The organism is Rhodococcus sp. PSBB066 (assembly GCF_017068255.1).
GTDB classification, from domain to species: Bacteria; Actinomycetota; Actinomycetes; order Mycobacteriales; family Mycobacteriaceae; genus Rhodococcus; species Rhodococcus aetherivorans.
On sequence record NZ_CP070859.1, the window covers coordinates 2,451,461 to 2,474,804 of the forward strand.

Consider the following 23,344-nt stretch of genomic DNA (forward strand, 5'->3'; position numbering starts at 1 on the left):
CGGTGTACCGCACGGATGTCAGGAGTCGGAGCGCACCGACCGCGCCGTCCACACCGCGCCGGCGTCGGTGACCGTGGTCCCGGACGATCCCACGATGAGCAGGCACTTCATGTCGATCGTGGCCGGGTCGAGCTTCTCGAGCGTGGTCACCTCGAGCGACTCGCCGGGGCGGCCGACGTCGCGGCCGACCACGACGACGGTGTCGGCCGGCCGGTGCCGCAGCAGCACGGCCTGGGCCTGCGCGACCTGCGTGGTCCGCGACCGCGACGCCGGGTTGTACAGACCCAGCACCAGGTCCGCCTGCGCGACGGCCGCGAGCCGCTGCTCGATCACCTCCCACGGCTTGAGCCGGTCGGACAGGCTCATCACGGCGAAGTCCCCGCCGATCGGGGCGCCCGCCCGCGCGGCCACCGCCTGGATCGCCGACACCCCGGGTAGCACGCGCACCGGCAGCTCGGCGAACCGCGGATCCTGCGCGGCCTCGAACACGGCCGACGCCATCCCGAACACCCCGGCGTCGCCGCCCGAGACGACGGCCACCCGCTGCCCGGACAGCGCCAGCTCGAGCGCGAACCGGGCCCGGTCCACCTCGACGGTGTTCCCGCTCGCGTGCCGCCGCTGGCCCGGGCGGACCGGCACGCGGTCGACGTAGGGCCCGTAGCCGACGATGTGGTCGGCGGACGCCAGCGCGGCGGCGGCCTCGGGGGTGAGCCACTTCTCGTCCGCGGGGCCGAGACCGACGACGAGGAGCTCCCGGGCAGCGACCGCCTCGGGAGCGTCGGCGACGACGGGCCGGGACCGGTCGGTGATGTCCCGGTTGCGCGGCGCCCGGTCGCCGGGGGTGAGGATCACCGAGAAGTACGGCACCGCGTCGGCGTCGACCTCGGCGACGGGAACGATGCGCTGCCCGCCCATCGACGCGCGCTCGACGTACACCGCGTCGTCGAGCCGGCCCGCCTGGGCGAGCGCGCTGCGGACCGCGGGGAAGGTACGGCCCAGCTTCATGATCGCGGCGCCGTCCGTGTCGGCGAGACGGCGCGCCAGCTCCGGCTCGGGCAGCGTGCCGGGCAGCACCGTGAGCACGTCGGTGCGCCGCACCAGCGGTTCCGCCGCGGCCGCGGCGGCCGCGGACACCGACGTAACGCCCGGAACCACCTCGGTCGCATAGCGATCCGCGAGCCGGTCGTGCAGATACATGTAGGAGCCGTAGAACAGCGGATCGCCCTCGCACAGCACGACGACGGTGCGGCCGGCGTCGAGGTGGGCGGCCAGGCGCGCCGCGCACTCGTCGTAGAAGTCGGCGATGGCGCCGTCGTAGCCGCCGGGATGGTCGGTGGTGCCGGTGGTGACCGGGTAGATCAACGCCTCCTCGATCACCCCCTCCCGGATCAGCTCGGCCGCAATGCCCCTCGCGATGGAGCGGCCGTGGGTGCCCGAGTGGTAGGCGATCACGTCGGCCTGCTCGATCAGCCGCGCCGCCTTGCGGGTGATCAGCTCGGGATCGCCGGGGCCGAGCCCCACGCCGTAGAACCGTCCGGTGTCGTTCACTCCGCCTCCTGGGCCAGGGCATTGATCGCGGACGACGCCATTGCCGAACCCCCGCGGCGTCCCCGCACCACCAGGTAGGGGAGCTGCAGCGGATGCGCGGCGAGCGCCTCCTTGGACTCGGCGGCGCCGATGAACCCGACCGGCACCCCGACGATCGCGGCGGGCCGGGGGCCGCCGGCGTCGATCAGCTCGAGCAGGTGGAACAGCGCGGTGGGGGCGTTGCCGATCGCGACGACCGCGCCGTCGAGCCGGTCCTCCCACAGCGAGACCGCCGCGGCCGAGCGGGTGGTGCCCCACGCCGCCGCGAGGTCCGGCACCCGCGGATCGCGCAGAAGGCACAGCACCTCGTTGTCCGCGGGTAGCCGCGTGCGCGTCACCCCGGACGCGACCATGTGGGCGTCGGTGAGGATCGGCGCGCCCGCCCGCAGCGCCCCGCGCGCCGCCGACACCAGGTCCGGATGGATCGCGAGGTCGCGGGTCAGGTCGGTCTGGCCGCACGCGTGCACCATCCGCACCGCCACCTTCTCGGCGTCGGCGGGGATCGCGGACAGGTCCGTCTCGGCACGGATCGTCGCGAACGACCGGACGTAGATGTCGGCGCCGTCGGTGACGTAGTCGTAGCGCCGGGGTGGGGGAGTGGGCGTCATGGGCGGGTCCTCGCGAACAGGAGGGTATGTGGGAAATTCGGGGCGCCACAGGATCGTTCGCATCCCACGACGTGGAGGTGCCCGGCCGGGGGCGCGCCGGCGACGGCACGCCGGGCCGCGGAACGGGTGTCGCCCTCGGCGAGGCTACACCCCGGCGCGCCGGCGCACGCGGTGGTGCGGGTCCACGGCGACGCACCGTCGAGCACGAACCCGGCGTCGCGCAGCGGCTGCGGATCGGGTTCGCCGGCGAGGACGAGGCCGCGCCACGGCGTGACGATCACCTCCGACTCGGGCAGCGCCGCCACCATCGCCGGCGAGAGGATGCCCAGCGGGACCAGCGCCGAGACCGCTCCCGGCAGGGGGCCGTACGGCATCGTGTACCGGGCGGCCGGCGGTAGCGGCGCGCCGCCCCCGAGCTCGGCCCCCGCCTCGGGCAGCTGGTGCACGTGCCAGCGGGTGCCGCGCACCGCCGCGAACCGCCGCGCCAGGTCGATCAGCGTGTCGACGACCCGGTCGGCCGGGACCACCGGACCGCAGAGCCGGCCGATCGCGATCTCGAACAGCCCCGAGTCGGCGGCCACCGCGGCGAGGTCGCAGCGCAGGGCCGCGACGTCGCCGCGACCGTCGTCGAGGCCGAACAGGAACCGGCCCGGCAGTTGCGCGAGTACGGGTTCGGCGCACAGGGCGGCGTCGAGCGCGCCGATGAGCGGACGGAGGTCGGCGCGTCCTCCGACGATCCCGGACAGCGGCGAGGCGACGACGTTGCGGACCCGTTCGTGCGACGGTGCCGGCAGGAACCCGGCCGCCGCCACCGCGTCGACGAGACCGGCCGGCACACCGCCGCACTCGTCCACCGTGACGCCCCTGAGCTGCAGGTTTCCGCGCGAGGTGAGGTGGATATCGCCGTCCGCGAAGGCGGTCGACGCCGCCGACAGCGCCCGCAGTCCACCGTCCGGGAGCCTGCCGCCGGGCGCGCGCAGCCGCACCAGCGCGCCGTCGGCGGCGAGGTGGGGGCGCAGCAGACCGGGGCACCGGTCCGGGGGAAGGTCGGCCATGGGGGCACATGGTTGCACACGACGAGGAAGCGGTGCGTTACGCTCCACCTGCCGTGGTGCTCGGGAAGCCGGTGTGAGACCGGCGCGGCCCTCGCCACTGTGAGCGGGTAGGTGCTCGCCCTCGTCCGGACCGGTCCGCCGGTCCGGAGACCACTGGACGGAAGTCCGGGAAGGTCGGCGCGGCAGCGATGATCCGTCAGCCAGGAGACCGGCCACGGCGCGGGAAGTCCACGAGGGTTTGGAGACTGAACATGGCTGATTTCGTGCTGCGCAGGGGCGATCGGGAACTGCGCGGGGCCCGGTCGTGACGCGGCTCGCGCTGCTGTCCACGTCGGACACCGACCTGCTGTCGGCGCTGAGCTCGGACGCCGAGTACGCGCTGGGCAACCCGTCGCGCCTCGACGTCGGGACCGAGCTTCCCCGCCTCCTCGACGGCGCCGACCTGGTGATCGTCCGCATCCTGGGCTCCGTCCGGTCCTGGCAGAACGGTATCGACGCGGTCCTGGCGCACGGCGCACCCGTCGTCGTGCTCGGCGGCGAGCAGCTGCCCGACGCCGAGCTGATGAGCCACTCGACCGTCCCCGTCGGCATCGCCACCGAGGCGCACGCCTACCTCGCGCAGGGCGGGCCCGCGAACCTCGCCCAGCTGCATGCCTTCCTGTCCGACACCGTCCTGCTCACCGGCGAGGGCTTCGAGCCGCCGGCCGCGCTGCCCGCGTGGGGCTGCCACGCGCCCGCCGCGACCGATCCCGGCCTGCCGCGGGTGGGCATCCTCTACTACCGCGCCCACGAGACCAGCGGAAACACCCGTTTCGTCCGCGATCTCGCGCAGGCGGTCGACGCCACCGGCCGCGCCGTGGCCGTGCCGATCTTCTGCTCCACGCTGCGCGGTGCCCCCGCGGACCTGCTGGCCGAGCTCGGCACCCTCGACGCCCTGATCGTCACGGTCCTCGCCGCCGGCGGCACCCGCCCCGCCACCGTCTCCGCCGGCGGCGACGACGATGCCTGGGACGTCGAAGCGCTCGCCGCCCTGGATGTCCCGATCCTGCAGGCGCTGTGCCTGACCTGGGGACGCGACGCGTGGGCCGACTCCGACGAGGGTGTCTCCCCGCTCGATTCCGCGACGCAGATCGCCGTCCCCGAGTTCGACGGCCGCATCATCACCGTGCCGTTCTCGTTCAAGGAATTCGGCGCCGACGGCCTGCCCCGCTACGTCACCGACCCCGAACGCTGCCGCCGCGTCGCCGGCATCGCCGTCGCGCACGCCCGCCTGCGGCGCATCCCGCCCGCACGGCGGCGCCTGGCGATCATGCTGTCGGCGTATCCGACGAAGCACTCCCGGGTCGGCAACGCCGTCGGCCTGGACACCCCGGTGTCCGCGATCCGGCTGCTGCGCGCGCTGCGGGAGCGCGGCTACGACCTCGGCGACGGCTTCCCGGGCCTCGACACCGCGGACGACGCCGAGGCGGGCAACGCGCTGATCCATGCCCTGATCGCCGCGGGCGGGCAGGACGAGGAATGGCTCAGCGCCGAGCAGATGGCGGGCAACCCGGTCCGCGTGAGCGCGGCGCAGTACCGCGAGTGGACGGCGGACCTGCCCGCGGAACTGACCGACGCGATGACCGAGGCGTGGGGCGCGGCTCCCGGCGAGCTGTTCGTGGACCGGCAGTCCGCTCCCGAGGGCGAGATCGTCCTGGCCACCCTGCAGGCCGGCAACGTGGTGCTGATGATCCAGCCGCCCCGGGGGTTCGGGGAGAACCCCGTGGCGATCTACCACGATCCGGACATGGCGCCGTCGCACCACTACCTCGCCGCGTACCGGTGGGTGGAGAACGGCTTCGGTGCCGACGCCGTCGTCCACCTCGGCAAGCACGGCTCGATGGAGTGGCTGCCCGGCAAGAACGCCGGCCTGTCCGCGGCCTGCGCGACCGACGCCGCCATCGGCAACCTCCCGCTGATCTACCCGTTCCTGGTCAACGACCCGGGGGAGGGGGCCCAGGCGAAGCGCCGCGCCCACGCCACCATCGTCGACCACCTCATCCCGCCGATGGCGCGCGCCGAGTCGTACGGCGACATCGCCCGTCTCGAGCAGTTGCTCGACGAGTACTCGAACATCGCGGCGATGGACCCGGCCAAGCTGCCGGCGATCCGCGCCCAGATCTGGACGCTGATCCAGGCCGCCAAGCTCGACCACGACCTCGGGCTCGAGGACCGCCCGCACGACGCCGAGTTCGACGACTTCCTGCTGCACGTCGACGGCTGGCTGTGCGAGGTGAAGGACGCGCAGATCCGCGACGGCCTGCACGTGCTCGGCACGGCACCCGTCGGCGAGGCCCGCGTGAACCTGGTGCTGTCGGTGCTGCGGGCCGCCCAGGTGTGGGGCGGGCGGGCCCACGCCGTGCCCGGTCTGCGCACCGCCCTTGGCCTGAAGGCGGACGCGCCGCTCACCGAGACCGACGCGGTCGAGGCGCAGGCCCGGGCACTGGTGCAGGGCATGGAGGACGCCGGCTGGCAGGCCGGCAGCGCCGCCACGGTCGTGCAGTCCGCGCTGGGCGGGGCGGACCCGGAGGTCGAGCGGGTGCTCGCCTTCGCCGCCGAGCAGGTCGTGCCGCGCCTGGCACGCACCACCGACGAGCTCGACGCGGTGCTGCACGCCCTCGACGGCGGCTACGTGCCCGCCGGCCCGTCCGGATCGCCGCTGCGCGGCCTGGTCAACGTGCTGCCCACCGGCCGCAACTTCTACACCGTCGATCCGAAGGCGGTGCCGAGCCGGCTCGCCTACGACACGGGCGTGGCGCTCGCGAACAACCTGCTCGACCGGTACCGCGCCGACACCGGCGGCTATCCGCCCTCGGTCGGCCTGTCGGTGTGGGGGACCTCCGCGATGCGCACCTCCGGTGACGACATCGCCGAGGTCCTCGCCCTGATCGGCATGCGCCCGGAATGGGACGCCGAGTCCCGGCGGGTGCGCGAGCTGACCGTGATCCCGCTCGACGAGCTCGGCCGGCCGCGGATCGACGTCACCGTCCGCATCTCCGGGTTCTTCCGCGACGCCTTCCCGCACGTCGTCGCGATGCTCGACGATGCGATCCGCACCGTCGCGGCCCTCGACGAACCTGACGAGCTGAACTACGTGCGCGCGCACGCCCGCCGCGACGAGGCCGAGCACGGCGACCCCGAGCGCGCGGTGCGCCGCATCTTCGGGTCCAGGCCCGGCTCCTACGGCGCCGGCATCCTGCCGCTCATCGACTCCGGAAACTGGCGCAGCGACGCGGATCTCGCCGAGGTGTACACCGCGTGGGGCGGGTTCGCGTACGGGCGGCACCTGCACGGCGTCCCGGCCGCGGACGACATGCGCGCCAACTACCGGCGGATCGCGGTGGCGGCGAAGAACACCGACACCCGCGAGCACGACATCGCCGACTCGGACGACTACTTCCAGTACCACGGCGGCATGGTCGCCACCGTCCGGGCGCTCACCGGTGCGGATCCGAAGGCCTACATCGGCGACTCGACCACCCCCGACCAGGTCCGCACCCGCTCGCTGGCGGAGGAGACCGCCCGTGTGTTCCGGGCCCGGGTCGTCAACCCGCGCTGGCTCGCGGCGATGCGCCGGCACGGCTACAAGGGCGCGTTCGAGCTCGCCGCCACCGTCGACTACCTGTTCGGCTACGACGCCACCGCCGGGGTCGTCGCCGACTGGATGTACGAAACCCTCGCCCGCACCTACGCCCTCGACTCCGAGAACCAACGGTTTCTGCGCGAGGCCAACCCGTGGGCGCTGCGCGGCATCGTCGAACGGCTCACCGAGGCCGCCGACCGCGGCCTGTGGGCCGAACCGGATCCGGCGACGCTCGCGGAACTGCAGCAGGCCTACCTCGATGTGGAGGGCGACCTCGAGGACCGCGCGTGAGGAGGCGGCTGCGGCTGATCGGGATCGGGCCGGGCGGGCCCGACGACCTCACCGTGGCCGCGGTCCGGGCGCTGAACGACGTCGACGTCTTCCTCGTCGCCGACAAGCAGCGCGGCGTCGACGACCTCGTCGCCGTGCGGGAGGAGATCTGCCGTCGCCACATCGCCGGCGACTACCGGACGATCCCGGTGCCGGACCCGCCGCGGGACCGCGCGCCGTCCGCCTACGGCACCGAGGTGCGGGACTGGCACGCCGCCCGGGCCGCCGCGTACGAGACGGTGCTGCGCGAGCAGGTCGCCGAGCACGAGACCGCCGGATTCCTCGTGTGGGGCGATCCGAGCCTGTACGACAGCACGATTCGCGTCGTCGAGCGCATCCGTGACCGGGGCGTGCTCGACGTCGACTACGACGTGATCCCCGGTGTGAGCAGCGTGTCGCTGCTCGCGGCGCGGCACCGGCTGGTGCTCAACCGGATCGGCGGCCCGATCGTCGTCACCACGGGCCGCCGCCTCGCGCAGGAGGTGGCGGCCGGCGGTGACAACCTCGTCGTCATGCTCGACGGTGCGCTGGAATGCGCCCGGCTCGAAGGTGATTGGCGCATCTGGTGGGGCACCGACCTCGGCACGTCCGACGAGGAACTCGTCGCCGGCCCGCTGCGGGAGGTGCTGCCGGACATCGAGCGGGCCCGCGCCCGCGCGAAGGCCGCGCGCGGCTGGGTGATGGACACCTACCTGCTACGTCGCGCGGACGGCGACGGCGTCGTCTCCTGACCGCACGCCGAGGAATGCGCCGACCCGGTGCGGCCGATTCGCCGGGGAAATGTACGCCGCGTCCCCCGGCGCGCAGTGGATCCGTGCACACGGGACATCCGCGCGCCGAGGAACGGCGCGCGGATGCCCCGTCAGAGCACGGGCGTGGTCACCGGATGCAGGTGCCGGTCCGTGGGGGAGCGGCTGAGCACGACGGGCAGCCACTGCGAGGTCAGCGCCACCATGCCGAGCCAGGACAGCACCATCCCGGCGCCGGGGGCGTGCGGGGTCTCGACCGGCATGCCGTTCTGCGACCAGTAGCCGAGCAGCCCGAACAGGGACGCCAGTCCGGAGCCGAGCATCGACGCCGACGCGAGCCGCCAGCGGTGCGTGCACAGCGCCGCGGTGGACGACACCACGCCGAACACCAGGGCGAGGCTCACGAAGATCCGCATCGGCACCGTCGTCGTGGCGTCGTGCCCGAACCACGTGCCGAGCACCGTCCACGACCATTCCGTATCCGACTGCGGCAGAAGCAGACCCAGCACCACCGCGACGATGCAGGCGACGAGGACACGGTGCCGCCGGCCGGCGTCGAACTCGCCGGCGACCTTTCGTTCGATGCGGGCGAACTCCTTACGGTACGCGGACAGATCGTCGCTCACCGGCACTCCTCGTCGATCGGCACACGAGGGACCATTATGCGCGCCCCCGCATGCGCCACCCGACGGCGGTGTCGACGACGAGGAACGCCAGCAGGCTCAGCCCGAGCACCGGGGCGAACCAGCCCACGACCGCGGCCGCGACGCCGATCGCGACCGCCGGACCTGCGCCGATGCGGCGCAGCGCGCCGCGTGCCGGGGCCCGGCCGACGGCCCACGCCGACCCTCGCGTGGGCCGTCGCCGCCACCACATCACGTAGCCGCGCAGCACGACCGTGATCAACGCCACCGCCAGCAGCGCCAGGGCGACCTGCGTGACGAGCCCGAACATGATGCCCATGTGGAGAGTGATCGACCACCACGTCAGCTGCGCGGCGAGCGGCCAGTCCGCGAACCGCGACACGTCGACGACCTCGCCGGTCGCGCCGTCGACGGCGACCGAGTCGATGCCGTACACCCAGGGCTGGCGGGTTTCGGCGACGGTGAACGCGGTGCCGGGGCGCGCCGGGATCGAGGCCTCGACGACCCCGGTCAGTCCCGCGGCGGCGGCCGTGTCCAGCACCGAGTCGATCCGGGCGATGTTCGCGTCGAGCAGTCCCGGGTCGGCGGCGTGCCCGGCGTGGCCGCCGTGCCCCTCGTGGCCCGTCGCGGCCGCGGCGCCGCCCCCGGTCAGGGTCGCGTCGACGGTCGGCGTCTTCCAGTGCAGCGCGGCCCGCAGCTCGGCGATGTTGTCGCCGGCGAACCGGGACCAGGTCAGGCCGGTCGCGGACAGGAACACCAGGCCCACCGCGATCCACACGCCCACCACGCCGTGCCAGCCGAGGGTGCGGGACCGGCCGGTGGCGGTGCGGTCGACGGTGAGCAGGCGTGCCTGGGCGTGGCGGGCACGCACCGTGCGGTAGCGGCGCACCCACAGGTACACGCCGCCGAGCGCGATCACCCACATCCAGGACGCGGCCAGCTCGCTGTAGAGGCGGCCGGGCTCGCCGAGATGCAGGTGCCGGTGCAGCTGCGAGATCCAGGTCCGGACCGGCAGCGCGCTGCTGCTGCCGTAGACGGCCAGTTCACCGAGCGGCCGCGCGGTGACCGGGTCGACGAAGACGGCGAGCCGCTGCGACTCGCCGAGGCTCGGGTCGGCGAACAGGACCCGGGTGGTCTCGCCGGGGGCCGCGGCCGGCCGCACCGCGGTGACGGTGAGATCGGGGCGCTGCCCGGCGGCCACCCGGATTTGCTCCGCCACCGGCACGGCCGGACCGGTGGCGTCGGTGTGCAGCTGGTCGCGGTAGACGAGCTGCTCGATCGTCGGGGCCAGGGCGTAGAGGCCGCCGCTGACCGCGGCGACCAGGATGAACGGGGCGACGAGGATGCCGGCGTAGAAGTGCAGCCGCAGCATCAGCGGGTGCAGCGCGGGCGTCGCGGATCGGTCCGGGCGGGAACGGGGTGGGACGGGACGACCCGTCCCGAGGTCGGTCGTGGACATGCGAATGCTCGTTTCGATCGTCGGTGGCGACGGCAGCGCGCAGCGCCGTATCGAGGGCGGCGCACCGCGCCGGGCGTCGGCACACGGGGAAGGCCGCCGCGGCGTACGGGCCACGGCGGAACGGGATCGGGTCAGGCGGTGCGGGGCGGACCCCGGGTGCCGGCCTGCGCGGAAACGAGCACCCGCAGCACGAGACGTGCCCGGTGCGACGGCGTGGCCACCCACAGCGGCGCATGCGCCGGGGGCGGGGTGAGCACCGCGGCGACGATGCGCCGCAACACGCCGAGCGCCGCGGCACAGCCCTGCTCGGCCGCCCGGATCAGGGCGGCGGAGACGACGAGGGCCGCGGCGTGGGCGCCGACCATCGCGGGCGAGAGCCCGAGGCCGTGGGCGTGCTCGGCGGTGAGGGTGAGGACGGTGTGACCGACGATCTGTCCCGCCCCCAGGGTGAGCACCAGGGCGGGCAGCAGCCGGGACGACCGGATGGCGGACACCGCGGCGCCGAACGCGGCGCAGGCGGCGATCAGCAGCACCACCGACGGCTGGGACGGAATTTCGCCGCCCGCCAGGCCGTGGGCCGCGACGGAGACCGCGGCGGAGGTCGAACCCACGAACGCGCCACGCATCGGCGCGGACGTCTGCGGGCGTGGATTCACGGTTGGGCACACTACCCGTCGTGACGACGGACCGGGCCGGCCCGGGGTGCGCAGCCGCAGCACCCCGGGCCGGGCGGGCCGGTGGGCGTCAGTGACCGCGCGGCTCGCGCAGGCTCGTTCCCTCGACGTCGCGGACCCGCTTGCGCTCCAGCATGACCAGCACGGCGCCCACCGCGAAGGACACGATGCATGCCGGGCCGGCGATCCACGCCCAGCCCTCGAATCCGTACCCGGCGGCCACCAGCGTCAGCCCGAGCAGGAGCAGCCCGAGGCCCAGGAAGAAGTAGCCGGGCCAGCCCTTGGAGTCGGTCAGGGCCTCGCCGGCGTGGCTGCGCATCGTGCGGGCGTCGTCGGCCGGGAAGTCGCTGTCGGTCGTCAGATCCCTGTTGTACGTCTGCCTGCCGTGCACCGGATCGGCACCCGCCCGGGTCTCGTCGCTTCTCCGAAACTCGTTCTCGTGTTCCGTCACAGCCGCATCCTTTCCAGAAGTCGGGCCGGGAGAGCGCTGCGGCGCTCGGATTCGCCGACCGTGTCCCCCGTGTACCCGCTCCCGGGTCCGGGTATGCACCGGCCGGACCCGGCGGTCCCCGTCCGGGGGCGCCGGCACTCGCCCGCAGACCTCGAGGGAGGAACCATGACCGACCAGCACCGGCCCCGCAATCCGGTCGAGCAGTACCCGGCACCGGATCGCGAGCGGCAACCCGAGCTCGAATATCCGGGCCTCACGTCCGACATGGTGTCGGCACCCGACCACGGCGAGCAGACCTATCGCGGCAGCGGCAGGCTCGAGGGACGGCGGGCGCTGATCACCGGTGCCGACTCCGGGATCGGCCGGGCCGTCGCGATCGCCTTCGCCCGCGAGGGCGCCGACGTCGTCCTCAGCTATCTCGAGTCCGAGGAGGACGACGCCCGCGACACCGTGCGGTGGATCGAGGACGCGGGCCGGCGCGCCGTCGCGGTGCCGGGTGACATCCGCGTCGAGGAACACTGCCGGCACCTGGTCGACACGGCGGTGCGCGAACTCGGCGGCCTGGACATCCTGGTGAACAACGCGGCGTTCCAGATGGTGCAGATGAACGGGATCGCCGACATCACGACGGAGCAGTTCGATCGCGTGCTGAAGACGAACCTGTACGCGTTGTTCTGGTTGTGCAAGTTCGGGGTCGGGGTGATGGAGCCGGGCTCGACGATCATCAACACGTCGTCGATCCAGGGGACGAGCCCGTCGCCGGAACTGCTCGACTATGCCACGACCAAGGCCGGCATCGTCGACTTCACCAAGGGGCTGGCGGCGGACGTCGCGAAGCGGGGAATCCGGGTCAATGCCGTTGCCCCGGGCCCGATCTGGACGCCGCTGATCCCGGCCACCATGCCGCGGGAGAAGTTCGAGTCCTTCGGTGACGACGTCCCGCTCGGCCGCCCCGGGCAACCGGCCGAACTGGCGCCGGCGTACGTCTTCCTCGCCTCGCAGGAGTCGAGCTACATCACCGGCGAGGTCATCGCCGTCACCGGCGGCAAGCCCTTCTCCTGACACACCTGTGGTGGCCGAATGTCACACGCGGGTGGCGGCCGAATGTCACACGCGCTCAATCCAATCGAAGCGGTGTGACATTCGGCCACCATCCCAGGCGGGGGACGCGCGGGGGGTCAGGCCTGGGCCCGCTCCCACACGCGGTGGGCGCCGAGCAGGTCGACGATCCCGGTGACCACCGCTTCCGGATCGTCGGCGGTGACCACACCCGGGGCCTCGGGGTGGACGGCCGCGTGCTCGAGCGCCTCGGTGCCGGCGCCCCACGTGCCGATCGCCTTGCAGTGCCGGAACGTCTCGTCGACCAGGACGCGCACGCGCGGATCGGCCGGGGCGCTCGCGAGCAGCAGCGCGTCGTACTCGACGGACCGGGCCGTGGCGAAGGTCCGCGAGATCGGCACCTCCTTGCGGCCGCCGTCGAGCTTGCCGCCGTGCGGGCCGATCACCAGCGGCACGGCCTTCGCGGCGGCCACCGCGGCGACGGCCTTGGCGACCTCGGCGACGTCGGCGCTGTCGTCCGCGACGATGCCGACCATCCGGCCCTCGATCGGCCAGGTCGCACCGACCTGGGACAGCGCCTCGCTGCGCAGCGGCTCACCAGCGAGGGCCACCGTCGGCTCCGGTGCCGGCAGCCCCAGGCCGGCCGCGACGGTGGCGCACAGTCCGGCATCGATGTTCGCGAGCACGCGCAGGGCCCGCTCCTTGATCGCCTGCTCGAAGCACTTGCCGAGTTCGAAGCTGTAGGCGTCGGCCACGTGCTGCTTCTCGACCTCGGACAGGCTGGTGTAGAACAGTCGCGCCTGCGAGAAGTGGTCGTCGTACGAACTCGGCTGTGCGCGTTCCTTGACCCCGGCGGCGATAGGTGCCGGCACGTCGATGAACGCGGCCTCCTCGGCGCCGGCCAGGAACGGGCAGCCGGCCCCGAGCGAGTTGGGCCGGTACGGGGCCGCCCCGGGATGAATACCGGTCTGGTGCATGCCGTCGCGCAGCATGTCGTTGACGGGCGCATGCGGCCGGTTGATGGGCAGCTGACCGAAGTTGGGCCCGCCGAGCCGGCTGATCTGGGTGTCGAGGTAGGAGAACAGCCGGCCCTGCAGCAGCGGGTCGTCGGTGACGTCGATACCCGGCACGAGGTGCCCGGGGTGGAAGGCCACCTGTTCGGTCTCGGCGAAGAAGTTGGTCGGGTTGGCGTTGAGCTGCATCGTCCCGATCAGCTGGACCGGCGCGAGCTCCTCGGGGACGATCTTGGTGGGATCGAGCAGGTCGATGCCCTCGAACGTCTGCTCCGGGGTGTCGGGGAAGACCTGCACGCCCAGATCCCACTCCGGATAGGCCCCGGCCTCGATCGCGTCGGCGAGGTCGCGGCGGTGGAAGTCCGGGTCGATGCCGCCGAGCAGCTGCGCCTCCTCCCACACCAGCGAGTGCACCCCCAGGCGCGGCTTCCAGTGGAACTTCACCAGCGACGTCTCACCGTCGGCGTTGACCATGCGGAAGGTGTGGACGCCGAAGCCCTCCATCATCCGGTAGGAGCGGGGGATGCCGCGGTCGGACATGTTCCACAGGGTGTGGGCGGTGGCCTCGGTGTGGAGCGAGACGAAGTCCCAGAACGTGTCGTGTGCGCTCTGCGCCTGCGGGATCTCCCGGTCCGGGTGCGGTTTGGCCGCGTGGACGACGTCGGGGAACTTGATCGCGTCCTGGATGAAGAACACCGGGATGTTGTTCCCGACCAGGTCGAACGTGCCCTCCTCGCTGTAGAACTTCGTCGCGAAGCCGCGCGTGTCGCGGACGGTGTCGGCGGAGCCGCGCGAGCCGAGCACGGTCGAGAAGCGGACGAACACGGGCGTCTCGGCGCCCTTCTGCAGGAACCCGGCACGGGTGATCTTCGAGGCGGCGCCGTTGGCCTGGAAGACGCCGTGGGCCGCGGCGCCGCGGGCGTGCACCGCCCGCTCGGGGATGCGCTCATGGTCGAAGTGGGTGATCTTCTCGCGGAAGTGGTGGTCCTGCAGCAGGGTGGGGCCGCGACGACCGGCCTTGAGGGAATGGTCGGTGTCCGTCAGCCGCGCGCCCTGCGCGGTGGTGAGGTACCGGCCCTGGGGCCCGCGCGCGCCGTCGGGCAGGTCTTCGGGGGTGCCGGTGGCAGTGACCGGGATGGGTTCACGCTGGTCGGGCTTGGCCGGTGGCGGGTCCGTCGGGGTGGTGGGTTCCTCGACTGGGACCTCGAAACCGGCGGGCGAGCCGGGAACCGGCGGATTCTTCTCGAACACTGCGATGCTCCGTTCGGTCGAGACGGGTGACGTTCACGTCTCGACCGAGTTGCCGCGCACGTCCGTTCCCAAACATCGGCCGGGACGCGTCAGGTCTCGGCGTGCGCGGGTGGCCACCCACCGGTCCGTGGCGGCGTCGTATCGGGCCAGGCCCGCCTCGGCGAACCGCGCAAGCCACCCGGTCATCGGCCAGCGCCCCCAGTGTCGGTGGAAAACGGCTGCGTTGTAAAGGATTTCGTGCATATGCTCGACGGGCGGGTCGGAGACCGGATGGTGCTGATGGAAGGCGTGCGCGCCGCCGATCCAGCGCAGACCCACCCCGGCCCGCGCGGCGCGCTGGGCGAAGTCGGTGTCCTCACCGCCGTATCCGATGTAGTCCGTGCAGAAGCCACCGACGGCCGTCCATGTCTCGCGGGTCGTCGCGAACGACAGGGACCAGAACAGGTCGTATTCGTCACCGACGTGGATCGTGCCGGCGGGCGGGTCCGGCCGCGCGGGGTGCGGGTGCACGTTCCGGCCGAGGCGGGTGAGGTCGTATCCGCCGGGCCCCGGCGGCGGCAGGTAGGTCACCGGGCCGCACAGCAGCGCGTCGCGGTGCCGGGGATTGCTCGCGGCCCGCTCGTACAGTCCCAGCAGGCCGGCGGAGGGGATGCAATCGACATCGAGGAACACCAGCAGGTCGGCGCCGCGGGCCAGGGCGCGTTCGGCGCCGAGATTGCGGGCGGCGGACAGTGGCAACGGCCCGCGGGCGGGAGGGGGCAACGGCCCGCGGGCGGGAGGGGGCAACGGCCCGCTGGCGGGTGGGGGCAACGGCCCACCGGCGGTGGGCAGCCATTCCGTGTGAGCGGAATAGCCCTCCGACTCGATCAGGGGCGCGACGCCCGGGTCACCCATCGAGACCACCACGTGGTCGTCCGGGGCCCGCTCGCTGCGGGCCAGGCCGCGCAGCTGCAGCCGAAGGTGCGCGTGCCGGCCGGCGACGAGGGTGATCACGGTCGTCTTCATCGCGGCGCGACCTTCGCGGCGACCTCCTCGAGCGCCGCGGCGGCGCGCGCCGCGGACCCCTCGGTGCGCCACCGGGACCACTGCGCAGGGTCGAGCCGCCGCGCCCGGCGCAGCAACTTCGGCCAGTCGTCGGGGTGCGGCCAGGCCGGCAGGGTTACCGCCAGCCCGGCCCGGCCGAGCGCGTCGGCGGTGGCGCACTGCTCGTCGTACGGCCGGGGCTCGGCGACGATGATCGCCGGGCGGCGCGCGGCGGCGATGTCGGCGACGGTGTTCTGCCCGGCGTGGCCGACGACGACGTCGGCGCGGCTCAGGGCAGGCCACGGATCGTCCGTCCACGGTCCGTCCGGCATGCCGAGGCCGTCCCACTCGTAGCCGGGATGACGGTCGGCGAGGTCGCGCAGGTGCCGGGCCGGAAGGGAGGAGCCGCCGCTTCCGCTCAGGACCAGGACCCGGGGCCGGTCGCCGGGCCCGGAGTCCGCGACGGGACGGCCGTCGAAGCGGCTGATGCCGCCGACGTACGTGGCCTTGTCCGCGTACGGACGCAGGTACGCCGGGTCGTACACCTCCCGCGGCCACGCGGCGACGATGTGCTCGGCCGCGCGGTATCCCAGCCGGTGCGGCGTGTCGGTGCGCTCGCCCGGCATCGCCACGACCACGACGGGAACGCCCAACAGCCGGGCGAACACCGCGACTTCGACCGACACGTCGACCACCAGCAGCCGGGGCCGGGCCGTGGCAACCCAGTGCGCCAGTGCCGCCATCCGCTCGCGCAGGCCGCGGTCGTGCCGGGGGACCCAGTGCAGCAGCCCGCCGGCGGTGGGATCCTCGGCGGTGTCGCTGGCCTCGTCGTCGCGGGGCAGTTCCACGATGTCGGCGAAGACGTCCGCGAAGCGGCCCAGTGGGGCCGAGCACAGGGCGGTCACGGGTTCGCGCGTGCGGGCACAGATCGAGGCCGCGCGGGTGCGGTGCCCGTGCCCGTGGTGGTGGATGTAGTAGCCGATCACGCCGGGCACCGCCGGACGATCGGGCCGGTGCGGGCGGGCGCCGTGCACAGGCGGCGGTACAGACCGAGATAGGAGTCCACCATGGTGCGTTCCGAACAGAACGTCTCGGCGCGCCGACGGGCGTCGCGCCGGGACAGCCGGACCGCTTGAGGTACGACCGCCGCCAGCGCGGCCACGTCGTCGGGAGCGACGAGGCAGCCGCTGCGCCGGTCGAGCACCTCGGGGATGCCGCCGCGCGCGAAGGCGACGACGGGTGTGCCGCACGCGAGGGACTCGGCCACGACGAGTCCGTACGGCTCGTCCCACTGCGGAGTGACCAGGGTGGCGGCCGACCGGCCCACCGCGGCCGCGAGTTCCTGCTGCGGCAGGTGGCCGAGATAGGTGACGCCGTCGTCGAGGTGCGGGGCGATGTGCCGGGTGAAGTAGTCCTCGTCGCTGACCGGACCGGCGAGCCGCAGGTGCATTCCCGCGCGCCGGGCCGCCTTGATCGCCAGGTGGGCGCCCTTCTCGGGGACCAAGCGGCCGAACCAGATCAGCGACGGCCCACCCGGGCCCGGTGGCCACGTCCCGAGGTCGACACCGTTCGGCACGACGGTGATCGGCGCGGTGACCGCGTGCGCCCAGGCCGCCGCGGTGTGCCTGCTGACGGCCGCGAAGTGGGCCGGGCCGCCGCCGGGGACGGCGAGCGCCGACTCGAGCCACGGCGTCGGCGGGGTGTGCAGGGTGGTCAGCATCGGGGTGCGCAGCGTCGCGGCCATCGCCGGCGGCAGGTAGTGAAGGCTGTGGTTGTGGATCACGTCGAACGAACCGGCGAGCGGGCCGGCCAGTTCCAGCAGCAGGGACAGGTAGGCGTGATGGGCGTCGAGGAACGTTTCCGGCGGCATCGACACGTCGCTGCGGGCCGCGGGGCTGGGGGTGAAGGTGCGCACCTCGAGGAACGAGGCGGGCAGCGTGACGTCGGAGCCGGCGGCAGCGAACAGCGTCACCCGGTGCCCCTCGGCGCCGAGCGCCCGGGTCAGGTGCCATACGTGGGCCTCGAGTCCCCCGGCGAAGGGCTGTGCGACGGGGAAACGGTGGGACGCGATGAGGGCGATGCGCAGCGGACGGTCGATCACGACAGTGCCCGTTCGTAGATCGTGCGGTGCGCCTGGGCCAGGAAACGGCGCTCGAACATTCGCTGCGTCCAGTCGCTGTGGGGCCGCCGGCCGCTGTGATACAGGGCGCGTACCGAATCGGCCAGGGAATCCGGGTCGAAGGACTGCTCGTCGTAGGTGAACACCTGACATGGCCGTTGCTGGTGGTAGAAGCCGCAACTCGGGGCGATCACCGCCGTGCCGAGATCGTGACAGGCCTCGAGCCAGCCGGAATGGGTGCCGAACCGGTACGGCAGGACGGACACCGACAGCGAGGACAGATACTCCCACAACTCGTCGTCGGAGAAGTACCTGTGCACGCGCACGTCGACCCCCGGCCGGTCGCCGAAGGCGAGGATCTTCGCCCCGGCCTCGGGGGCGTACCAGTGGTTGTCCGGATCGAAGACCTCGTCGTGGACGTTGATCCGCAGCTGCGCGCCGGGCAGATCCCGCACGGTGCGGGCCAGGGTGTCGAGGACGGGGAAGACGTCCATGTTGGCGCGCAGGCTCTTCGCGTGCACCCCGACGACGAACGGCTCGTCCGGCGACCGGGACGCGCGCGCGAACCAGGGTCGTTCGACCACGTGCGGATGGGGCAGGACGGTGGGGGCGCGGCCCCACGTCGCCTCGACGCGTTCGGCGGCGCCCTCGGTGAGCGTGATCAGTTCGGTGGCAGCGGGGATCAGGACGTCGAGCTGCTTGTGGTGGGTGCCCGGCGTGGGATGATGCGGGTTGCGCAGGTCGTGCACGGTGTAGACGAGCGGGATGTCGTGGTCGGCAAGTTCCGCGACCACATCCTGCAGGGCCTCCGGTTCGATCGCGTCGAAACCGAAGTGGACGTGGAACACGTCGAACTCGGTGTGGTTGGCGGCGATCCATCCCGGCTCGAGCATGAGCGGAGGCCACCATCCGCCCGGCACCTTACGTCCGTCTGCGGGCACCGGATCGGGAAGCCGGACCACCTCGTCGTCCCCGTTCGGTCCGGCGAGGTGCCGGACGTAGACGTGCGACGCGGGCACCGAGGCCACTCGAATCATGCTCCCAACCTCCCCGTGACGACCTTCACGGCCGGCCACGCGCGGGTGGCAGGCCACGACCGGCGGCTACCCGTTCGGCGGGCATCCCACACCTCGCCCGAGGAGGCGACGAGGGCGGAGGCCCGGCGTGCGGCGGACGGACGTATTCGGGGCCGGAGGTTTCGACCGCACGTCAGCGGGCACAACGGTTCAGGGCCGTCTCGTAGTCCGGATGCGGGCCGGTCAAGGTGCCCCGGGTTGAACTCGACAGCCCGGGGCGCCGAACTCCCTCGGCATGCCGGGCCGACCGGCGGGTCGAAACGGCAGCTCCGGCCGGTCAGCGGGTGAAGCGTTCGACCGCGGCACCGGGCCGCCACAGGTCCACGTACAGGTGCTCCCCGTCCACCGACGTGAGCACCGCCTCGGCCAGGCCGAGTTCGAACACGTGCATCGGTCCCGGCGGCACCTCCTCCGGGTAGGCGGCGAGCACGGCTGCCTTCTCCTCGTCGTGCAACTCCCGGGCCCGGCCGGCGACCTTCGCGTCGCCCCCTGTCATCGAGTGGTGCCCGGGATTCGAATGCAGGGCGTAGCGCGGATCGCGCTGCAGATCGCGCGCTTTCCGCGCGCCGGGCATCGAGCCGAGCACCAGCCGGCCGCCGACGATCTCGACCTCCGTCCCGCTGACACGGGGCGACCCGTCCCGTCGCACCGTCGCCAGGACGTGATGCTTGTGCGCCTGCAGTCGTGCGGCGATCGCCTTCGCCAGATCCGGTGCCTGCTCGGAGAACTCGTCCCATGTGGTCATGGACCCAGCATGCCCCCGTATCACTGACATCCGATGTCAGCGATTTCCGCGTAGGCTGCGGACATGCGATCGGCACGTCTGCTCGCGATGATGCTCCGGCTCCAGGGCAGCGCGGGCCTGACCGCGCGGCAACTCGCGGACGACCTCGGCGTGTCGGTGCGCACCGTGTACCGCGACGTCGGTGCCCTGTCCGCCGCGGGGGTCCCGGTGTGGACCGAGAGCGGACCGGGTGGCGGCATCCGCCTGCTCGACGGGTGGCAGTCCCGGCTGAGCGGGCTCACCAGCGACGAGAGCGCCGCGCTGATGCTGCTGGGGGTGCCCACCCTCGCCGCCGACCTCGGGGTGGAGCTCGAGGCGGCACGCGGCAAGCTGCTCGGGTCCATGCCGGTCACCCTGCGCAGCGCCGCCCAGGCGTGGCGCGACCGGGTACACGTCGACGTCCCAGGCTGGTTCGCCGCACCGGGCGACAACACGCACCTGCCGGGGGTCGCGTCCGCCGTGTTCGACGAGCGTCGCCTGCACATCCGCTACCGGCGCGGCGGCCGGACCGTGGCCCGCACCCTCGACCCGCTCGGGCTCGTCGCCAAGGCCGGGGTCTGGTACCTCGTCGCCGCCCACACCGGTCACGTCCGCACCTACCGCGTCGGGCGCATCGCGTCCGCCGACGTGCTCGACGCTCCCGCGCACCGCCCCGGCGGATTCGACCTGCCCGCCTACTGGGCGGCGTCCGCGGCGGAGTTCGACCGGGCCCTGCGCACGTTCGCCTGCACGGTCCGCCTCACCCCGGCCGCGTGGCGGCGCCTGCCCCGCGTGGTGGGCGCCGACGCCGCCGCCGTCGAGCCGGGCCCGCCGGACGCGGACGGGCGGGTTCGGGTGGACCTGCTGCTCGAGGCCGAGGAGGTGGCGCTCGACCAGCTCCTCGCCCTCGGCGGCGGGGTCGAGGTCGTGGCCCCGCGGTCGTTGCGGGCCGCCCTCCGCGGCGCCGGCGAGACGCTGGCCCGGTGCAACTCGTGACGTCGGATCGAAAGCGACAGTCGTTCTGCGCGAACGGCTCTCGTGGTGCAGCGGTGTGAGCGGACGGCTCAGCGCACCAGCTTCCACTTGTGCTCGTGCCGGTAGAACGTGGACCGCTTCACCGCCCGGGGATTGGCCACCCCGTCGCGGGTGAGCAGGGCGCCGGGCGAGCCGAGCTGGACGGCGCGTCCGGTCACCCAGCGGTAGCCGCCGAACCAGCGCGGCCGGTCGATCGCGGCCCGCAGTCCCGGCATGTCGGGGATCGGCTCGATCCGCACGCCCGGGGCGACCCCGCTGAACAGGCGGGTGTCGTCCACATACGCCTCGCCGACGAGCTCGCCGACCTCACCCTCGACGAGGGCACGCCCGACGAGGGCGATGCCGGCGTCGTCGCGGATGAGCGGCACCGGCCGGGCCACGCCCTGCAGGGCGACGGTCGCGGCCTTGGACCCGAACCGCAGCCCGTAGGCCTCGGCGGCCGGGGTGCGCCGCTCGGGCACGTAGGCCAGTTCGATGCCGAGCCGCTCCGTGCGCATCATCCGGGTCAGCGCCGCGGCGAAGGCGGCATCCCCGCCCACCACCACGAGCCGGGGATCCTCGACCGACTCGAGATGCGCGAACACGTCCTCGAAGTCGTCCTTGCCGGGAAGCACGGGGGCGGTCAACGTGGTCAGGGACGTCAATGTCAACGGCAGCGGGGCGTCACCGCACTTGAGCACAACGGGGGTCAAGAGCACTCCTCTCGCGGCCGACGATGCTCCGTTCACTCTAGTCACGACGGGCCCCGCCGCCGGGCGCCCGAACGTGGCACGGTGAGTCGGGCGGATTCTCGGTCCCCGCCACAGGCGGGGCGGCGACCGGCGGACGCCGGAGGCAGCGCCGCGGACGTGGTCCGCTAGACTGTCCCCCCGGCTTCTGTTCTGTGACGGCAGAACCCTGCAGGCGGAGGGCGCCCGCACGTCGACACCCTAGGAGACAGCGAAATGCCGGCAATCGTCCTGATCGGCGCCCAGTGGGGCGACGAGGGCAAGGGCAAGGCCACCGATCTGCTCGGTGGCCGGGTGCAGTGGGTGGTGCGCTACCAGGGGGGCAACAACGCCGGCCATACCGTCGTCCTCCCCAACGGGGAGAATTTCGCGCTGCACCTGATCCCTTCCGGCATCCTCACTCCCGGCGTCACCAACGTGATCGGCAACGGAGTGGTCGTGGACCCGGGCGTGCTGCTCGACGAGCTGGCCGGTCTCGAGAACCGCGGGGTCGATACCACGAACCTGCTGCTCAGCGCCGACGCGCACCTGATCATGCCGTACCACGTGGCCATCGACAAGGTCACCGAACGCTTCCTCGGCGCCAAGAAGATCGGCACCACCGGCCGCGGCATCGGCCCGTGCTACCAGGACAAGATCGCCCGCGTGGGCGTCCGCGTCGCCGACGTCCTCGACGAGAAGATCCTCACCCACAAGGTCGAGGCCGCCCTGGAGTTCAAGAACCAGGTGCTGTCGAAGATCTACAACCGCAAGGCCCTCGACCCGCAGCAGGTCGTCGACGAGGTGCTCGGTCAGGCGGAGGGCTTCAAGCATCGCATCGCCGACACCCGGCTGCGCCTGAACCTGGCCCTCGAGGCCGGCGAGACGGTGCTGCTCGAAGGCTCGCAGGGCACGCTGCTCGACGTCGACCACGGCACCTACCCGTACGTGACGTCGTCGAACCCCACGGCCGGCGGCGCGGCGGTCGGGTCGGGCATCGGCCCCAACCGGATCGGTACGGTGCTCGGCATTCTCAAGGCCTACACCACCCGCGTCGGTTCGGGCCCGTTCCCGACCGAACTGTTCGACGAGCACGGCGCCTACCTGGCCAAGACCGGCGGCGAGGTCGGCGTCACCACCGGCCGGGCCCGGCGCTGCGGCTGGTTCGACGCCGTGATCGCCCGCTACGCGACCCGCGTCAACGGCATCACCGACTTCTTCCTCACCAAGCTCGACGTGCTGTCGAGCCTCGAGACCGTGCCGATCTGCGTCGGCTACGAGGTGGACGGGGTCCGCGTCGACGAAATGCCGATGACGCAGACCGACATCCACCACGCCACGCCGATCTACGAGGAGATGCCCGGCTGGTGGGAGGACATCTCCGACGCCCGCACCTTCGAGGACCTGCCGAAGAACGCACAGAACTACGTGCTGCGGCTCGAGGAGCTTTCGGGCGCGCGCATGTCGTGCATCGGCGTCGGCCCGGGCCGCGACCAGACGATCGTGCGGCGCGACATCCTGGGCTGAAACCCGCTGCGGCTGCCCGTCAGAACAGGGTCGGATCGTCGAAGCCGGGGGCGTGCTCGAGCGCGAGCAGCTCCCGCTTCGTGACGGTGCTTCCGGGTGCGGAGAAGCCGCCGATGCCGCCGCCCGCGGCGAGGATCCGGTGGCACGGCACGACGAGCGGAACGGGGTTGCGTCCCAAGGCCTGTCCGACGGCCTGCGCTCCGGCCGGCCGGCCGATCCGGGTGGCGACCTCGCCGTAGGTCGCCACCGTCCCGGGGCCGATCGTGCGCGCGAACTCGTAGACCGCGGTGTCGAATTCGGACACGTTCTGGTAGTCGACCGGAACCCAGCGCAGGTCGTCCGGGGCGCCGGCGAGATGCGCGGTGACGGCCTCGATCACGGGCTGCACCGCGGCCGGGGCCGGGCGCTCGACCGCGTCCGGGAACCGCTCGAGCAGTTCGTCGCGCGTCGGCTCGGGTGCGGTCTCGGGCAGTTGCAGGCCGACGATGCCGGCTGCAGACCACACGAGCCCGCACGTGCCGACGGCGGTGTCGAAGAGGGTGTAGCCGAGGGTGGTCACGTCGTCAGTATGGACTGGACCGGGGACAGGCGA

20 protein-coding genes and 1 riboswitch are annotated in these 23,344 nt (G+C 73.0%); of the genes, 5 read left to right on the forward strand and 15 right to left on the reverse strand.

Features of this window, described 5'->3' with window-relative positions; genetic code table 11:
* Positions 1-18: 18 nt before the first annotated feature.
* Genes JYA75_RS11305 through JYA75_RS11315 form a run of 3 tightly spaced genes read right to left on the reverse strand, consistent with a single transcriptional unit; the run spans position 19 to position 3,250 of the window.
* The gene (locus JYA75_RS11305; protein WP_203330045.1) at positions 19-1,548 is read right to left on the reverse strand and encodes a precorrin-2 C(20)-methyltransferase; all 1,530 of its coding nucleotides are present in this window, start codon (positions 1,546-1,548) and stop codon (positions 19-21) included.
* The gene (locus tag JYA75_RS11310; protein ID WP_006945411.1) at positions 1,545-2,195 is read right to left on the reverse strand and encodes a precorrin-8X methylmutase; all 651 of its coding nucleotides are present in this window, start codon (positions 2,193-2,195) and stop codon (positions 1,545-1,547) included. Before JYA75_RS11310 ends, JYA75_RS11305 begins: the two co-directional genes overlap by 4 nt.
* The gene (locus JYA75_RS11315; RefSeq protein WP_006945416.1) at positions 2,192-3,250 is read right to left on the reverse strand and encodes a cobalamin biosynthesis protein CobG; all 1,059 of its coding nucleotides are present in this window, start codon (positions 3,248-3,250) and stop codon (positions 2,192-2,194) included. Before JYA75_RS11315 ends, JYA75_RS11310 begins: the two co-directional genes overlap by 4 nt.
* Positions 3,251-3,287: 37 nt before the next feature.
* A riboswitch (cobalamin riboswitch) is annotated at positions 3,288-3,482 on the forward strand.
* A gap of 72 nt (positions 3,483-3,554) precedes the next feature.
* Between JYA75_RS11315 and cobN the strand changes: the two genes are divergently transcribed.
* Positions 3,555-7,163 (forward strand): cobaltochelatase subunit CobN, encoded by a 3,609-nt coding sequence (cobN, locus tag JYA75_RS11320; protein ID WP_203330046.1) that lies wholly within the window; start codon positions 3,555-3,557, stop codon positions 7,161-7,163.
* On the forward strand, positions 7,160-7,933 hold the full coding sequence (cobF, locus tag JYA75_RS11325) for a precorrin-6A synthase (deacetylating) (RefSeq protein ID WP_203330047.1): 774 nt from the start codon (positions 7,160-7,162) through the stop codon (positions 7,931-7,933). Before cobN ends, cobF begins: the two co-directional genes overlap by 4 nt.
* Positions 7,934-8,064: 131 nt before the next feature.
* Here cobF and JYA75_RS11330 read toward each other — a convergent pair whose 3' ends face one another.
* The 4 genes from JYA75_RS11330 to JYA75_RS11345 all read right to left on the reverse strand — a co-directional run bounded on the left by JYA75_RS11330 (position 8,065) and on the right by JYA75_RS11345 (position 11,047).
* On the reverse strand, positions 8,065-8,577 hold the full coding sequence (locus JYA75_RS11330) for a hypothetical protein (protein ID WP_050036414.1): 513 nt from the start codon (positions 8,575-8,577) through the stop codon (positions 8,065-8,067).
* Between the two features lie 34 nt (positions 8,578-8,611).
* Complete coding sequence (locus JYA75_RS11335; RefSeq protein WP_203330048.1) at positions 8,612-10,054, reverse strand: PepSY-associated TM helix domain-containing protein; 1,443 nt, start codon at positions 10,052-10,054, stop codon at positions 8,612-8,614.
* A 131-nt stretch (positions 10,055-10,185) separates the two neighbouring features.
* The gene (locus JYA75_RS11340) at positions 10,186-10,710 is read right to left on the reverse strand and encodes a hypothetical protein (protein WP_203330049.1); all 525 of its coding nucleotides are present in this window, start codon (positions 10,708-10,710) and stop codon (positions 10,186-10,188) included.
* An 88-nt stretch (positions 10,711-10,798) separates the two neighbouring features.
* On the reverse strand, positions 10,799-11,047 hold the full coding sequence (locus JYA75_RS11345; RefSeq protein WP_230304583.1) for a hypothetical protein: 249 nt from the start codon (positions 11,045-11,047) through the stop codon (positions 10,799-10,801).
* A 297-nt stretch (positions 11,048-11,344) separates the two neighbouring features.
* On the opposite strand from JYA75_RS11345, the gene JYA75_RS11350 reads away from it, so the two are divergent.
* A complete protein-coding gene (locus JYA75_RS11350) occupies positions 11,345-12,241 on the forward strand; it encodes a glucose 1-dehydrogenase (RefSeq protein ID WP_072635872.1) in 897 nt (298 codons plus the stop codon).
* Between the two features lie 116 nt (positions 12,242-12,357).
* On the opposite strand, the gene JYA75_RS11355 is transcribed toward JYA75_RS11350, so the two are convergent.
* From JYA75_RS11355 to JYA75_RS11380, 6 genes are all read right to left on the reverse strand, one after another.
* Positions 12,358-14,502, reverse strand: coding sequence for a catalase (locus JYA75_RS11355; protein WP_203330050.1), 2,145 nt, complete (start codon positions 14,500-14,502; stop codon positions 12,358-12,360).
* Positions 14,503-14,535: 33 nt separating this feature from the next.
* Positions 14,536-15,507 (reverse strand): galactosyltransferase-related protein, encoded by a 972-nt coding sequence (locus JYA75_RS11360; RefSeq protein ID WP_203330051.1) that lies wholly within the window; start codon positions 15,505-15,507, stop codon positions 14,536-14,538.
* Complete coding sequence (locus tag JYA75_RS11365; RefSeq protein ID WP_161996373.1) at positions 15,504-16,511, reverse strand: glycosyltransferase; 1,008 nt, start codon at positions 16,509-16,511, stop codon at positions 15,504-15,506. The genes JYA75_RS11360 and JYA75_RS11365 overlap by 4 nt, the downstream gene beginning before the upstream one ends.
* The gene (locus JYA75_RS11370) at positions 16,508-17,626 is read right to left on the reverse strand and encodes a glycosyltransferase (protein WP_203330052.1); all 1,119 of its coding nucleotides are present in this window, start codon (positions 17,624-17,626) and stop codon (positions 16,508-16,510) included. The genes JYA75_RS11365 and JYA75_RS11370 overlap by 4 nt, the downstream gene beginning before the upstream one ends.
* Complete coding sequence (locus JYA75_RS11375; protein ID WP_203330053.1) at positions 17,623-18,681, reverse strand: glycosyltransferase; 1,059 nt, start codon at positions 18,679-18,681, stop codon at positions 17,623-17,625. The genes JYA75_RS11370 and JYA75_RS11375 overlap by 4 nt, the downstream gene beginning before the upstream one ends.
* A 316-nt stretch (positions 18,682-18,997) precedes the next feature.
* The gene (locus tag JYA75_RS11380; protein ID WP_006945450.1) at positions 18,998-19,465 is read right to left on the reverse strand and encodes a pyridoxamine 5'-phosphate oxidase family protein; all 468 of its coding nucleotides are present in this window, start codon (positions 19,463-19,465) and stop codon (positions 18,998-19,000) included.
* Between the two features lie 63 nt (positions 19,466-19,528).
* Between JYA75_RS11380 and JYA75_RS11385 the strand changes: the two genes are divergently transcribed.
* Positions 19,529-20,479, forward strand: a complete 951-nt coding sequence (locus tag JYA75_RS11385; protein WP_203330054.1) for a YafY family protein — start codon at positions 19,529-19,531, stop codon at positions 20,477-20,479.
* Between the two features lie 68 nt (positions 20,480-20,547).
* Here the strand turns inward: JYA75_RS11385 and JYA75_RS11390 are convergent, their stop codons facing one another.
* On the reverse strand, positions 20,548-21,198 hold the full coding sequence (locus tag JYA75_RS11390; protein WP_029545383.1) for a hypothetical protein: 651 nt from the start codon (positions 21,196-21,198) through the stop codon (positions 20,548-20,550).
* 264 nt (positions 21,199-21,462) lie between these two features.
* Here JYA75_RS11390 and JYA75_RS11395 point away from each other — a divergent pair, with 264 nt between their 5' ends.
* Positions 21,463-22,752 carry an adenylosuccinate synthase gene (locus JYA75_RS11395; protein WP_006945457.1) on the forward strand — a complete coding sequence of 430 codons (1,290 nt, stop codon included), beginning with the start codon at positions 21,463-21,465 and terminating at the stop codon, positions 22,750-22,752.
* A gap of 19 nt (positions 22,753-22,771) precedes the next feature.
* On the opposite strand, the gene JYA75_RS11400 is transcribed toward JYA75_RS11395, so the two are convergent.
* Positions 22,772-23,311, reverse strand: coding sequence for a methylated-DNA--[protein]-cysteine S-methyltransferase (locus JYA75_RS11400; RefSeq protein WP_006945458.1), 540 nt, complete (start codon positions 23,309-23,311; stop codon positions 22,772-22,774).
* Between the last annotated feature and the right edge of the window lie 33 nt (positions 23,312-23,344).

Coding starts and splice junctions, on each gene's coding strand:
- JYA75_RS11375 (WP_203330053.1), bottom strand. CDS start 18,681: ATGATTCGAGTGGCCTCGGTGCCCGCGTCGCACGTCTACGTCCGGCAC.
- JYA75_RS11310 (WP_006945411.1), bottom strand. CDS start 2,195: ATGACGCCCACTCCCCCACCCCGGCGCTACGACTACGTCACCGACGGC.
- JYA75_RS11345 (WP_230304583.1), bottom strand. CDS start 11,047: ATGCGCAGCCACGCCGGCGAGGCCCTGACCGACTCCAAGGGCTGGCCC.
- JYA75_RS11360 (WP_203330051.1), bottom strand. CDS start 15,507: ATGAAGACGACCGTGATCACCCTCGTCGCCGGCCGGCACGCGCACCTT.
- JYA75_RS11350 (WP_072635872.1), top strand. CDS start 11,345: ATGACCGACCAGCACCGGCCCCGCAATCCGGTCGAGCAGTACCCGGCA.
- JYA75_RS11315 (WP_006945416.1), bottom strand. CDS start 3,250: ATGGCCGACCTTCCCCCGGACCGGTGCCCCGGTCTGCTGCGCCCCCAC.
- JYA75_RS11335 (WP_203330048.1), bottom strand. CDS start 10,054: ATGTCCACGACCGACCTCGGGACGGGTCGTCCCGTCCCACCCCGTTCC.
- JYA75_RS11385 (WP_203330054.1), top strand. CDS start 19,529: ATGCGATCGGCACGTCTGCTCGCGATGATGCTCCGGCTCCAGGGCAGC.
- JYA75_RS11395 (WP_006945457.1), top strand. CDS start 21,463: ATGCCGGCAATCGTCCTGATCGGCGCCCAGTGGGGCGACGAGGGCAAG.
- JYA75_RS11380 (WP_006945450.1), bottom strand. CDS start 19,465: ATGACCACATGGGACGAGTTCTCCGAGCAGGCACCGGATCTGGCGAAG.